The following is a 14,363-nucleotide window of genomic DNA, read 5'->3' on the forward strand; positions in this document are numbered from 1 at the left end:
ATAAGAAGATTTCATCATTGCATACGAACGCTCTCTTCCTTATAAAAAAGGAATCACGGTGATAATTGTTTGCAAGGAAAGATGCCTGTCTGAATAAAAGCTATTTCAATTAAAAGAGGTGACGATATGGTACAAGGATTTGTCAATTTAAATACAGAAAAAAATAAAGAGTGGTTACAGGAATATGTAGATGGCTGGGTGGATTTTTTTAGAAAACAGACTGATACAGGCAAGGTCGCGGATTATATACCAAAATTAGAGGAAGCGGATCCGAATACGCTGGGTATTACGATTATCGGAAAAGATGGTATGCAAATCCGATCAGGCGATTTAGATCACTCTTTTTCCATTCAAAGTATATCGAAAGTGCTTAGTTTTATTGTGGCGTGTATGGACAGAGGAATAACCTACGTGCTGCAGCGGGTGGATGTGGAGCCTACAGGAGAGGCATTTAATTCTATTGTCCATTTAGCAATTAATTCTTCAAACAGACCATTTAACCCAATGGTGAATGCAGGAGCCATTACAGTATCTTCTTTATTAAACGGTAATACATCGGATGAGAAGCTAGAGCCGCTATTTCAATTAATGGAAAATATGATTGGTTACCGTCCTGAATTAGATATCGATGTATATGTGTCAGAACGGGATACTTCCATGCGCAATCGTGCTATCGGTTATTATCTATTAGAAGAAGGATATTTGGAGTCGGATTTAGGTGTGACATTGGAAACGTATTTTAAACAATGTTCCATTAATATCACTACGGACGATCTAGCTCGTATGGGGTTGATTCTTTCTAATGATGGAGTGCATCCGGAAACGGAAGAAGTCATTATTCCTAAAAATGTGGCACGCATTGCGAAATCATTAATGTTAACATGCGGGATGTATGACGCTTCCGGAAAATTTGCGTCCTACGTTGGAATACCGGCGAAAAGCGGTGTTTCAGGCGGTATTTTAGCAGTAGTACCTCCAAGAGTACGGGACAATGATTTGCCATTTTTAGATGGTTGTGGTATTGGTGTATTTGGACCAGCTTTGGATAAGCAGGGAAACAGTGTTTCAGGAATTAAATTATTACGTCATATTGCGAACAGCTGGGATATGAGTTTATTTTAGCTTTGCATTTTCGATAAAAAATGAAGCAGAATCACAATTTTCTACAATTAAGCCTTTGCTTATCAAGATAAGTTGCTTATAATGGAGATAATGTAGTACATCCTTAAAATCGATTGCAAGATTGTTTGAGGATGTGGAGAAAAGCGCTTCTTCAAAGCGGACGAAATTAAATAACGGGGTGTATAGTGAGTGGTGCGTGTATTATTTGTTTGTTTAGGTAATATTTGCCGTTCTCCGATGGCAGAAGCGATTTTCAGAGATCTTGTACAGCGTGAACAGCTGGAAGATAAGATTCAGGTTGATTCTTGCGGAACGGGCAGCTGGCATCTTGGAGAATCCCCTCATTCCGGAACGAAGGACATCCTCCATGAGCAGGGGATTTCTTTTGACGGAATAATATCCAGGTTGTTGAAAGAAGAAGATTATAAGCAATTCGATTACATGGTTGCGATGGATCAGCATAATTTTACTGCGCTCCAACGGTCCAACAATCATGACGAGGCAGTCATTGTGAAATTAATGGAATTTGTGGAAAACATAGAAGAGGAAGATATCCCTGATCCTTACTACACAGGTGATTTCAATCAGACATATCGATTAGTTTTGGAAGGCTGTCACGGGTTGCTTCAATTTTTAAAAGAAAAGCATTATTTAGATCAAAGGAGAGATACTAATGGGTAAACGTAAAATTATTTTAGGTGTTGTTGCCGGAGCAGTAGCAGGAGGAGCTATCTCATTATTGGATAAAGAAGCTCGCAGTTATGCTTGCGGAAAAGCGAAAGAGATGAAAGCCGCTTCATCTTATTATATCAGTAATCCTTCTGAAGCGGTTCAAGGTTTACAAGGTTCAGTAAATAAAGTAAACCAAGTTTTTGAAAGCGGGTCTGCGAATGCAATGAATGCTTTAGAGCAAGTAGAGCAGACATTGGATAAAGTAACGAATAAATTTTCAAATGGCGAAATAGAGTAGTACAGGGTGTTCAAATAGAAGGACTGTTGGAAGGGTAATAGTGAAATAAGAGAATAGCTGTCTTTATCAGTATCCGCCTTCCCCTTTTTGAACAAGCCATTTTAAAAGTGGGAAGGGGAGGTGGAAAAGTATTCGAAATCTAAGGAGTACAAGCAAAGATTTTTGGAGACATTATAAAGACGTAGATGTGCTCGGATTGTCGGCGCAGCTTGCTTATTTCTTTATTCTGTCTTTGTTTCCCTTTTTGATCTTCTTACTTAATTTGATTCCTTATTTGCCGATTGATATGGAGTTAATTTTAGGGACAATTGGGGATTTTGCTCCTGAACAGGTGATGGGACTGATTTCGACGAACCTGGACGCGTTGACTGTTCAAAACGGCGGGCTGCTTTCCATTGGTATTATTGGAACTTTGTGGGCAGCTTCAAATGGCGTTAATGCGATTACCAAAGCATTTAATTATGCTTACGGGATACAGACAGACCGATCTTTTATCGTAGCTCGGCTGGTGGCGATGGTACTTACAATAGGCATGGTACTAATTATTATTTTAGCTTTATTGCTGCCGGTTTTCGGGAGGATGATTGGGACGTATCTGTTTTCCTGGATTGGTTTCACAGAGTCATTTTTGTCTGTATGGGGAACTTTAAGGTGGGTATTGTCATCCCTTATTTTCTTTATTGTATTACTTTTTTTGTATAAGCTTGCGCCTAATGTGCGATTGAGGTTTTCTCAAGTTATATGGGGAACGGCTTTGGCAACACTTGCCTGGCAGCTGGTTTCTTGGGGATTTTCCTTTTATGTTAATAATTTGGGGAATTTTTCTGCAACATACGGCAGTTTAGGAACCATTATTGTATTGCTGATCTGGTTCTATTTGTTTGGAATTATTATTATTACAGGCGGTATCTTAAATGCTGCCCTGCTGGATAAAAGGAACGATTAAAATAAAACGGAGATGTATTTCTCCGTTTTATTTATGGATAAGAAGTTTAACTTTTTTCGAAAATAAATTCTCAAACTAGAGATATAGCTGTCCAGCTCCGAGCGCCAAAAACTAGGAGCCAACACGCGAGTGCCCTACGATAAAGAAGACTTAGCGATTGGCAAGCCGATAGGCGCAGACAGAGCAAAAGTCGCACTTATGCCCCGCGGGTGAAAGTCAACATCGGTTTAAGGTGAAGGAAGGCCGACTAATACCAGGCTAAAGCCTAACGTCGGCATACCCCTAAAGGGGCATGTTTCCTTTATCTCAAGCATAAAGGAAGTTCGACCAAGGTCGAACCACCCCCCCAAAGACCGGGGGGCGCAATCTCTACGTTTTTAAACGGGCGCTCTGCGCTTTTCTTATTTATATTCAATTTCCAAAAAGTCTCATGGCTTCAGGTGTATAGTTTTCTTCCTTTCTGAAAAAATAAAACAAAAAGAAAGGAAGGTACCGTAATGAAAACATGCCATCGTGTTTATTTTTATACACTTCTCTTATGTTTAATAGGCTTATGGATGCCCGGGAGCAGTTTTGCAGAAGAAACAAAAAAAGAATCGGATATACCCAGCCATGTTTTAGATATCTCGAAAGAAAACACATTTCCGAATTCAACAGAAGACCAGGAAATTATTGAGCCGAGCAAGTTAACAAAGGAACTGATGGAAGAAGTGGATATGCCAATTGAAAATCCGGAATTAATTAAAGTTTTGAATGAAAGCAGTATTAAACCTTCCCCTGTAGCTATCGGTTATCGAGGTATGGTCTATTTAGGAAGATGGCCGATCAATTATCAATCCGCAGAGTCAAATGTAAATTGGGAATATCAGTTGATTAATAAAAATGAAATGAATAATGTCGATGGAGAAGATGTACAGAAGATGAGTTATTATCAACAGGAAGAAAAAGAAATACAAGGTGCATTAACCAGTAAAATTAGTGATCCGGAACAAATCAAAACCATGATGTTGTTAAAAGCAAGTGAAAATACCAAACTGCCGCTTTCATACAAAACGGTCATCGGCCACAATACCAAATTACCTAATTCGTACAATATTCCAGTACAGAAACATGGAATTTTGGACGCTTATGCCCCTGCAGTCAATGAAAAAGGGCAAGTCACTTTTGGAGAGGTATATATTGAATTAAAAGGTTCTAAAAAAACGATTCAGGTTAAAAATGTAACCAAACAAGGAATCGGAGCTTGGATACCTGTACAGGATCATTTATCATTCTCTTTTAAAGTCAACTAAAAATATGTCTAAAAAGGGGTTGTCGCATAGACAATCCCTTCCTTATGTAAAAAACCTCTTGCAATTTACTCTTTATTGCTTTATTATGATAAAGTATTAAAGAGATTTAGAAATGACTATTGGAGGAAGAGAAATGGGTTGGGTTGTTATTGTGGCAGTCTTACTTATGACTGTACTGTGTTTATTAAAGGTTAATGTTATTTTATCTATTATTATATCCGCCATTGCGGCAGGGTTGATGAGTGGACTTGGATTTGTTGATTCTGTGGAATTGATGGTAAGCGGAATGGGAGAGTCTGCTAATACAGCGCTCAGCTATATTTTATTAGGAGCTTTTGCAGCTGCAATCAGCTATACAGGAATCACCAAAATATTGGTGAATTTTATCATTCGTATTTTGACTGGTAAAAAGACCATGATGCTGTTAGCTCTAGCCGGGGTTGCATCTTTATCGCAAAATCTGGTGCCGGTGCACATTGCATTTATTCCAATTTTAATTCCGCCTTTATTAAAGTTATTTGATCAAATGAGAATGGATCGCCGTGCCGTGGCTGTATCCTTAGCATTTGGACTAAAGGCGCCATATGTTATGATTCCTGCAGGATTTGGATTGTTGTTCCAAGATTTGATTTTGGAAGGTTTGAGAACGAATGGCGCAGAAATAACCCTGAATCAAGTAACATTATCAATGCTGATTCCCGGTTCTGGTATGATCTTTGGATTACTCGTTGCGATATTGGTTTCTTATAGAAAAGACAAGCTTCCGGAAAATAAAGAGAAGGATACGGAAGCCAATGCTGTTGATTTAATAGAAGAAGTCTCGTTCAGCAAGAAACATGCTTGGACACTTGTTGCGATTGTGTTAGCACTGATTGTACAAATTATTACCGGCAATCTGATTTTAGGTGCATTAACAGGAATTATTGCGCTGTTTGTGTTTGTAGCTGTTCCATACAGAGAACTGGATCAGATAATGACAAGAGGGATTTCAATGATGGGAACAATATCTTTCGTCATTTTAGTTGCTGCCGGATTTGCTGAAGTGTTACAACAAACTGGTGCAGTAGCAGAATTAGTAGAAGCTTCTGCATCTGTCTTAGGAGACAATAAGCCGTTGATTGCTTTTGTTCTGTTGTTATTAGGTCTAGTTATAACAATTGGAATTGGAACATCATTTGGAACAATCCCGATTATTGCAGCTTTATTTGTACCGATTTGCCTGACTGCCGGCTTTTCACCGCTGGCAACAGCCGCTTTAGTTGGGACTGCTGGTGCTTTAGGAGATGCAGGATCTCCGGCATCTGACAGCACCCTTGGACCAACAGCCGGGCTTAATACAGATGGACGGCATAACCATATCTGGGATACATGCGTGCCGACGTTTCTTCATTTTAATATCCCATTGTTTATTTTCGGCTGGATTGCAGCAATGGTGCTGTAAGAAGACAATTGAAAATGAGATGAAAAGTGTATAATGTTCGCAGTATAAGGAAAAGGTAAGAAAAAACGAGGTGGGATTTGCATGAAACGACCAATCACTATCCTGTTATCACTTGCCTTTTTCTTTTGCATTTTTTCATGGAATACAGCTTTTGCACATGGCTGGGGCTATCAGAAAAAAAATAACCATACGCCACCGGATATAGGTGCGTATCAAGAAATTTTGGATCAATACAATGCATTCTATGTTGATGACAGCGGCGAAAAAAATATTTATCTCACCTTTGATAATGGCTATGAGCAGGGCTATACACAAGAGATATTGGATGTACTCGCGCAAGAGGAGGTGCCTGCTGCTTTTTTTGTAACAGGGCATTATGTGGACAGTTCACCAGATTTGATCAAAAGAATGGTGGATGACGGACATATTATCGGCAACCATTCTTACCATCACCCTGACTTTACTGTGATGAATAAAGAAGCAATTCATCAAGAATTAGCGGATTTAGAACAAGCTGTAGCAGAGGTGAGTGATCAGGATGAATTAATCTACGTCAGACCGCCCCGAGGAACATTTAGTTCAGATACATTAAAATGGTCTACAGAACTCGGACTTGTGCATGTATTCTGGTCGCTGGCTTTTATTGATTGGGAAACAGACGCACAAAAAGGGGCAGATTATGCTTACGATGAGATTATGAAACAAATACATCCCGGAGCCGTTATGTTACTGCATGCAGTCTCCAGTGATAATGCAACAGCTTTGGAAAAAGTCATCCAAGATCTGAAACAAGATGGGTATCAATTTAAAAGCCTCGATGATTTATGGATGCGCGAGCAATTGCCAAAGCAGTTTCCTCATTAAATAAATAATAATAACTCAAAGGGCAAATCGGAGAAAAATAATTCCGATAAGCTCTTTTTCTTTTTTACTGATAATTTTTTTGATATACTTCAACAAAATCTTATTTATAGCAGAAGTTTTCCGATTTTCAGATGAAAGAAAAGACTATAAAACCCTGATAGAATAAGGTTTTGCTTCTGAAAAACAAAAAGGTCAAAAAAAATCATAAGAAATTTGACTAAAACACTTGAAAGTCAAAGAAGGTCAGAGTATAATGAAATTATAGTCAAAGATAGTCAAAGTCAAAAAACGCTATACGAAGCTATCTGACTAACTTGAAGGAGGAATGAGAAATGAAGTGTCAAAACTGTGGACAAAATGAGGCAACGATAAATGCACAAATGCAAATGAATGGACAACGTATGGAAGTGCATCTTTGCCAAGAATGTTTACAAGAAATACAAGGAAATATGATGAACAATGACTTTTTCTCTAATTCTCCATTTGGCAATATGGATCAATCATTTGCCAACAACTTTTTCCAAGGCAATGGCAATGGTAATGGACAGCAAAGTGGTGCAAATGCACGCACTAGAACACAACAAAAATCAAATAATGGAAATGGCTTGATTGATCAGTTAGCTAAAAACATTACTGATCAAGCACGAGCAGGAAAGATTGATCCTGTCATTGGCAGAGATAAAGAAATTAAACGCGTTATTGAAACATTAAATAGAAGAAATAAAAACAACCCGGTATTAATCGGTGAACCAGGTGTTGGTAAAACAGCAATTGCAGAAGGTCTGGCAGCAAATATTATCGAAGGAAATGTTCCGACGAAATTGCTGGACAAAGAGATCTATCTGCTGGATGTATCCTCTCTGGTTGCAAACACAGGCGTTCGCGGTCAATTTGAAGAAAGAATGAATAAACTGATTGCCGAACTGCAAGAACGAAAAGATGTCATCGTGTTTATTGACGAAGTACATCTCCTTGTCGGTGCTGGTACAGCTGAAAGTTCTCAAATGGACGCTGGCAATATCTTGAAACCGGCACTGGCACGTGGTGACTTGCAAGTTATCGGTGCAACCACCTTAAAAGAATATCGTCAAATTGAAAAAGACGCGGCATTAGAAAGACGTCTGCAGCCAATTATCGTAAAAGAACCAACCTTAGAAGATACGGTGAAAATTCTTGACGGAATTAAAAACCGTTATGAAAAATTCCATGAAGTACGTTATTCGGATGACGTTGTTGAGGCGTTTGTTAACTTATCCAACCGCTATATTCAAGACCGTTATCTTCCGGATAAAGCAATTGACTTAATGGACGAAGTTGGTTCCCGCTTAAATCTGGCGAATGCACAGAAAGACTCTGAATCACTGCAGCAACGTATAGATGAAATTGTTCAACAAAAACAAGAAGCTGCAGAAAAAGAAGACTATGAACGTGCTGCTAATCTCCGTTATCAAGAAATTCAATTGCAAAAACAATTGGATAAAGCGGAAGAAGGCGAAAAGGTACTGGATATTGATATTTCTGATATTCAATTAATTGTAGAAGAAAAAACAGGTATACCAGTAACCAAAATGCAAAAAGATGAAAAAGAAAAAATGAAAAACTTGGCTGATGATCTTCGTGCCAAAGTTATTGGACAAGAAGAAGCAGTAAATAAAGTTGCTAAATCTATCCGCCGCAGCCGTGCCGGATTGAAAGCAAAAGAACGTCCAATCGGTTCCTTCCTGTTTGTCGGACCTACCGGCGTCGGTAAAACAGAATTAACCAAAGTACTGGCAGAAGAATTATTCGGCACAAGAGATGCGTTGATTCGTCTCGATATGAGTGAGTATATGGAAAAACACGCGGTGTCCAAAATTATCGGTTCACCACCAGGATATGTAGGACACGAAGAAGCTGGACAGCTGACTGAACGTGTCCGCAGAAATCCTTACTCCATTCTGTTACTGGACGAAATTGAAAAAGCACATCCAGATGTGCAAAATATGTTCCTGCAAATTATGGAGGACGGTCTTTTAACAGACTCTCACGGCAGAAAAGTAAGCTTTAAAGACACAGTCATCATTATGACAAGTAACGCTGGAACTGGTGAGAAGAGAGTAAGTGTCGGCTTTAATGCAGACAATCATGAATCAGTTGCCACATTAGATATGCTGAGCGACTATTTCAAACCAGAATTCCTCAACCGTTTTGATGCGATTGTGAACTTCAATGAGCTGAAAGAAAATGATTTAATGCAAATCGTTTCTCTGATGCTGCATGATTTAGAAGAAGCCATGAGAGAAAACCAAATTACGATCACGATTACCGATGAAGCAAAAGAACGTCTGGTTAAATTGGGATATGACACTCGCTTCGGTGCACGTCCATTGCGCCGTGTTATCCAAGATAAAGTAGAGGATCAACTAACAGACTTGATTCTTGAAGGCGAAGACGTTACAGCAGTTCACGTGGATGTAAATGAAGAAGACATTGTTGTTTCCAATGCATCTTAATGGAGAGTAAAGTCATTGCGTAAGGCATTTCAAATAAAATAAAGGTAAGCATACAAAGATCAGTTGACCAATAAATGGTTAGCTGATCTTTTTTTGTGTCAAGCAAGTAAAAATTTTGTATAGGAAAAGTACAGAATTCGAATGAATAACTGTTTTTAATTGGCGTGTATAATTGGATATGGAGATTTAGTAATAAATCTCTATATAAATTGAACTAATAAACTTGTCTTTTGTGCTTAAACAATGAAGTTATTTATTTTAGGATTAAGCATAATAATTAGCGGAGGAAAAACACGGAAACTCCTGTGGGAATGCGCAGTGTGAAGACCCCGCAGAAAAAAGCGAACTTCTTTTTTTGAGGAGGCTGAGGACAAGCCCACGGAAAGCGTAGTGTTTTTCCGTAGCGAGCAGCAAGGGTAAAATATTAATTTCAAATTATATATATCCAATTGTTATTAGAAAAGATGATAAAAAATGAGATTAATGAAAAATAATTACGTGAAACTGGGGCTGATTTTGCTGCTTGTTTTCGTCTGTTTATCAGCTTTTCGACTTATTTGGATGGACGTTTTTCAAAACAGTACTTCATTGGATATTGAGGAGGGAGAGCTCGATTTACGAGGTTGGAATGCAGATGAAAAAGAAACTTTGCTATTGGATGGGGAATGGGATTTCTATCCATCTACTTTTTTAATGGATGAAAAAGAAATTGCATCAGTGTCTGAAGAAACTGTTAGAGTGCCGGATGGCTGGAATAATATATTGGGTTCTTCTACTGGTTACGGAACTTACCATCTACAAATCAATGTTAATTCAGATCAAGACAGGAATTATAAATTATACATACCGAGTATTCGCAGTGCTTCTGAAGTCTATATCAATGGAAAACAACTGTCCTCATCAGGGAAAGTTGCTGATGGGGAAGAAGGCTTTATAGCTGAAAATTCTCCCCAAAGTGTCGTTTTCACAGCAAATGAAGAAGGCGTTATTGATATTGTGATTCAGGCTGCCAATTATAAAGATATTCGAAGTTTTAACAGCGGAATTATTCGTTCCATTCGTTTTGGAACAGAACAGGCTCTGACTAATGAAGTACAATTTTCCAAGTATTTGCAGATTGCGATGGTCATCATTCTTCTTATTCATTCCGGATATGCATTCATCCTGTATTTGATAGGTAATAGAAAGAAACAGTTATTCTTTTTTTCTTTATTAAACTTTATTTATGCCTTTTTGTTTCTTCTTAGTGGAAAAGATAAATTATTACCTTCCTATTTTTATACATGGAATGAATTAGGTTTTCAGTTATTTGCGGCTTTGGTATTAATTGAATGTTATGTCTTTCTGCAATGCACCAATCATCAAAAACTTCCTTATTGGAATAAAATATTCCCTTATTTTCAATGGGGTGTATTTGTATTAGCAGCAGCGATAATGTTTTTACCTCTATCACTATCACAAATGATTATATTGTTGCCTGTTTATTATTTCATAGGTTGTTGCCTTGTTGGTGTCGGTGTTTTTGCGATGATACGATCGTATCAGCAATCAGCAAATAGGAATTTATTTTTAATCATATCCTGTGCTGCTGCTATTCATCATGTGATATGGGCATTGATATGGAGAGGGACTGGAGAATATATGCCGCATTATCCATTCGATTTGATTGTTGCCATCGTATGTTTTATGGTGGTTTGGTTCAAAGGATACTTTCGCGTACATGAGGAGACGAAAGAACTGGCTGCGACATTACAGCGGATGAATCAGGAAAAAGATCAATTTTTAGCAAACACCTCTCATGAATTCCGTAATCCACTGAACAGTATTTTATTACTTTCTAAAGCTGTACGGAACAGGGAAGAAACAGCGATAACGGAACAAAGCAGGAATGATTTAAACACGGTTTTGAATATAGGAAACCGAATGAACCTCCTGCTGACGGATTTATTAGAAGAGCGGCAATTGCAACAGGGGCAGCCAAGACTCAATAAACAGGTTATCAAATTGGAACCGATTGTTACAGGGGTAATAGACTTACTGCAATTTTCATCTAACGTGAAGAAGGTGCAAATTATCAATCGCATTTCCAAAACATTTCCCGCTGTATATGCAGATGAGAATCGACTCACACAAATTTTATTTAATTTAATTAAAAATGCTATCAAATTTACGGATCAAGGGAATATTACTATCTCTGCAACAGTAAAAGACGATAAAGTGGAAATTCATGTTACTGACACAGGTATCGGTATCAGTCAAGAGATGCAAAAGCGATTATTTCTTCCCTATGAACAAGAAGAAACGCCCGGAGAGAGAATACGGGAAGGCGGTTTTGGCTTGGGATTGAGTATTACAAAACAGCTGGTAGAACTTCATGGCGGAACCATCCAGGCTGATTCAGTAAAAGGAGAGAAAACAACTTTTACTTTTACATTGGAACTCGCATCTGTCCAAGAAGAATCAGTACCTCATCTTGGAGAGCATATACGAACAGCCAAAGCAGATGGGGAAGCGGAACAGATAGAAACGCCGCTACCTCTGAAAGATGATGAAAAACCGTCTGTTTTAGCAGTAGATGATGATCCCGCCAGTTTATTGGCCTTACAAGCAGTTCTGCCGGATGATGTGTATCATCTGACGCTTGTATCCAGTCCTGATCAGGCATTAAAAGTATTGGAAAAGAGAGAATGGGATATCGTTATTTCGGATATAATGATGCCCCAAATGTCCGGATACCAACTGACCAGAGTGATTCGGGAAAGTTATTCCCTGACAGAACTTCCTATCTTGCTGTTGACGGGTGGAAATTCGGATATCCAAGCTGCTTTTGCAGCAGGTGCCAATGATTATATAACCAAACCGGTAGAATCGATAGAACTGAAAACTCGGCTGGATTCGTTAATTACGCTGAAGCAGGTTGCTGAACAGCAGTTACAATTGGAAACGCTGTGGTTGCAAGCGCAAATACAGCCACACTTCTTGTTTAATACGTTAAATGCAATCAGAGCATTGAGCGAATGGGATCTGGACAAAATGAGGAAGCTTTTAGATGAGTTTGGTAATTTATTACGCAGTAAATTTCAGTTCCAGCAAATGAATTTGTTGATTCCTTTAGAAGAAGAATTACGTCTCGTTCACTCCTATCTATATATTGAACAAGTTCGTTTTGGAGACGCGCTGCAGGTGAAATGGGATATGGATGAGATACATGATATATATGTTCCGTTCCTTTCTGTACAGCCATTAGTGGAGAATGCTGTACAGCACGGTATTAGGCAAGGAAAAGGGAAAGGCATGATAACCATCCGTTTGAAAAGAGATACAGCTGATCACAAAGCAGCGATTACGGTAGAAGACGATGGAGCAGGTATGAAAGAAGAGGAGATCACAGCTATTTTTAAAGGAGCATCGAACAGTGAATCAGGTATCGGCATTATAAACTTGGAAAAAAGATTGCACCAGCATTATGGAAAAGGATTAACCATCGACAGTGCGCCTAGTCAGGGGACAAAGATCTTTTTCGAAATCGATACATCTGATGATTAAAAAATGGATTATATGAGAAAACAACCAATAAAACTTCATTCTGCAGGGATATGATCTTTTCTCCGTAGAATGAAGTTTTATTGGTTACTTAGCGTTTTTTCAGGTTTTGAAAAAGAAGGAACAGGAATAAAAAATATATTCCATTAAATACTAATTCAACTTACGCATCTAAGAATAAGCATATACTCCTTGCTATCCCAGTATGAAAAGGCTTTCTATTACCATGCTTGCTTTGGTTTCAATCATCGTTCTATTTTTGATCAGGAAATGGTATATAGCTTCTGCTCCGGCAACCACTCCGCTTTCTGCCATAGCGGTATCCTTGCACCTTACCTGCTAATCTTTGTCAACAGATGTATAAAAGAAACGATCAACCTCTATTTCTGTGGTAAAGAAATTACTTTTTAAAGCGCGAAAGTCGAAATGTTAATAAAAAAGTTCATAGGCAAGCAGTTATTTTAAACATAGTATGATATGATTAAAAAAACAGAAAATTTGATCGCATCATAGTAAATAAGGGAATATGTGTGTGAAGCAACTGGAAATATGAAGTGATCATCTGTTTATTGTATAGAAATTGTATAGTAAAAAAGAGAATAGATGTTATTTAGCAGCATGTATCTTTGGATTATAATGAAAGTTTGGAACACAGACAAGAGATAATCAGGAGGAGATTCAATGCTTCATATAGCAATCATTGACGATGAACATTTAGCCTTACAATATTTGGATTTATTGTTGCGTAAAATAGAAGGGGTACATGTTACCGGGAAATATATAGAGGCCAATGATTTGATTCAGCATGTTCAGACTGAACATGTAGATGCTGTGTTTATTGATATACATATGCCGGCAATCAAAGGAACGGATTTGGCGGAACAGCTTCTAAACCTGCAGCCTTCTTTACAGATTGGCTTTATTACAGCTTATGATGAATACGCAGTGAAAGCTTTTGAATTAAATGCAGTAGATTATATCCTTAAGCCTGTAAAAGAGGAGCGTTTGGCTTTAACAGTACAGCGGATAATGGAAAGAAAGACGATGGATCAGCACACCGCAACAGAGGAAACAGACATCGTTATTAAGGATTTAGGAGCTTTACAAATATATCAGAATAATAAGCGGACAGATGTGAAATGGCGTACGTCCAAAGCAAAAGAACTGTTTGCCTATTTTATTCATAATCATGAAAATACCATTTTAAAAAGCGATTTGATTGAATTGTTGTGGAGCAATTTATCGTGGGAAAAAGCAAATGCTCAATTGTATACAGCTGTATACCAAATTAGAAAGGTTATGGAGCAAAAAGATATTCCTATTAAAATCATCAGTCAAAAAGAATTTTATCAAATTGATATAGATAGCAGTGTACATATTCAATCACGCGAATTTAAACTTGCTGCATACGAGTTATTAAAAAGAAAAAATATTAATGTAGAACAGTATTTCACCGTATTGGAAACATACCAAGAGGAGTACTTAGCTGGATTAGATTATCTTTGGGCTGTTAACGATCGGAAAATACTGAAAGATGTGTGGCTTGAGCTTATCATCCGTTTGTCATCTCATATACATCGTTATGAGAAAACATCATCCTACAATATGTCGAAATTAAAAAGTTTAACTGACTTGGATTCGGAAGTAGCAGAAATCGTAAAAGAAAAAAACTGGATTCACTAATTTCTCTAGA

At 38.0% G+C, this 14,363-nt stretch carries 10 protein-coding genes; all 10 read left to right on the forward strand.

Annotated features, from left to right (window positions below):
• Positions 1-126: 126 nt before the first annotated feature.
• Positions 127-1,122 carry a glutaminase gene (locus tag ACFQ19_RS14825; protein ID WP_379593368.1) on the forward strand — a complete coding sequence of 332 codons (996 nt, stop codon included), beginning with the start codon at positions 127-129 and terminating at the stop codon, positions 1,120-1,122.
• A 189-nt stretch (positions 1,123-1,311) separates the two neighbouring features.
• Complete coding sequence (locus ACFQ19_RS14830; RefSeq protein ID WP_379593369.1) at positions 1,312-1,803, forward strand: low molecular weight protein-tyrosine-phosphatase; 492 nt, start codon at positions 1,312-1,314, stop codon at positions 1,801-1,803.
• The gene (locus ACFQ19_RS14835) at positions 1,796-2,092 is read left to right on the forward strand and encodes a YtxH domain-containing protein (RefSeq protein ID WP_379593371.1); all 297 of its coding nucleotides are present in this window, start codon (positions 1,796-1,798) and stop codon (positions 2,090-2,092) included. Before ACFQ19_RS14830 ends, ACFQ19_RS14835 begins: the two co-directional genes overlap by 8 nt.
• Before the next feature lie 130 nt (positions 2,093-2,222).
• On the forward strand, positions 2,223-3,038 hold the full coding sequence (locus ACFQ19_RS14840) for a YihY/virulence factor BrkB family protein (protein WP_379593407.1): 816 nt from the start codon (positions 2,223-2,225) through the stop codon (positions 3,036-3,038).
• Positions 3,039-3,535: 497 nt separating this feature from the next.
• Positions 3,536-4,330: a YfkD family protein gene (locus ACFQ19_RS14845; RefSeq protein ID WP_379593372.1), complete on the forward strand. Its 795-nt coding sequence runs from the start codon at positions 3,536-3,538 to the stop codon at positions 4,328-4,330.
• A 133-nt stretch (positions 4,331-4,463) separates the two neighbouring features.
• The gene (locus tag ACFQ19_RS14850) at positions 4,464-5,771 is read left to right on the forward strand and encodes a Na+/H+ antiporter family protein (RefSeq protein WP_379593374.1); all 1,308 of its coding nucleotides are present in this window, start codon (positions 4,464-4,466) and stop codon (positions 5,769-5,771) included.
• Between the two features lie 81 nt (positions 5,772-5,852).
• Positions 5,853-6,635 (forward strand): delta-lactam-biosynthetic de-N-acetylase, encoded by a 783-nt coding sequence (gene pdaA, locus ACFQ19_RS14855; RefSeq protein WP_379593376.1) that lies wholly within the window; start codon positions 5,853-5,855, stop codon positions 6,633-6,635.
• Between the two features lie 332 nt (positions 6,636-6,967).
• Positions 6,968-9,127, forward strand: coding sequence for an ATP-dependent Clp protease ATP-binding subunit (locus ACFQ19_RS14860; protein ID WP_379593378.1), 2,160 nt, complete (start codon positions 6,968-6,970; stop codon positions 9,125-9,127).
• A 474-nt stretch (positions 9,128-9,601) separates the two neighbouring features.
• Positions 9,602-12,673, forward strand: coding sequence for an ATP-binding response regulator (locus tag ACFQ19_RS14865; RefSeq protein ID WP_379593379.1), 3,072 nt, complete (start codon positions 9,602-9,604; stop codon positions 12,671-12,673).
• 678 nt (positions 12,674-13,351) lie between these two features.
• Positions 13,352-14,353, forward strand: a complete 1,002-nt coding sequence (locus ACFQ19_RS14870; protein WP_379593381.1) for a response regulator — start codon at positions 13,352-13,354, stop codon at positions 14,351-14,353.
• Positions 14,354-14,363 lie beyond the last annotated feature (10 nt).

The organism is Oceanobacillus locisalsi, from assembly GCF_042675985.1.
Lineage (GTDB): Bacteria > Bacillota > Bacilli > Bacillales > Amphibacillaceae > Oceanobacillus > Oceanobacillus locisalsi.

What these genes read in the sequence shown, in the direction of transcription:
- ACFQ19_RS14825 (WP_379593368.1), top strand. Translation starts at nt 127, where the DNA reads ATGGTACAAGGATTTGTCAATTTAAATACAGAAAAAAATAAAGAGTGG.
- ACFQ19_RS14835 (WP_379593371.1), top strand. Translation starts at nt 1,796, where the DNA reads ATGGGTAAACGTAAAATTATTTTAGGTGTTGTTGCCGGAGCAGTAGCA.
- ACFQ19_RS14845 (WP_379593372.1), top strand. Translation starts at nt 3,536, where the DNA reads ATGAAAACATGCCATCGTGTTTATTTTTATACACTTCTCTTATGTTTA.
- ACFQ19_RS14850 (WP_379593374.1), top strand. Translation starts at nt 4,464, where the DNA reads ATGGGTTGGGTTGTTATTGTGGCAGTCTTACTTATGACTGTACTGTGT.
- pdaA (WP_379593376.1), top strand. Translation starts at nt 5,853, where the DNA reads ATGAAACGACCAATCACTATCCTGTTATCACTTGCCTTTTTCTTTTGC.
- ACFQ19_RS14860 (WP_379593378.1), top strand. Translation starts at nt 6,968, where the DNA reads ATGAAGTGTCAAAACTGTGGACAAAATGAGGCAACGATAAATGCACAA.
- ACFQ19_RS14865 (WP_379593379.1), top strand. Translation starts at nt 9,602, where the DNA reads ATGAGATTAATGAAAAATAATTACGTGAAACTGGGGCTGATTTTGCTG.
- ACFQ19_RS14870 (WP_379593381.1), top strand. Translation starts at nt 13,352, where the DNA reads ATGCTTCATATAGCAATCATTGACGATGAACATTTAGCCTTACAATAT.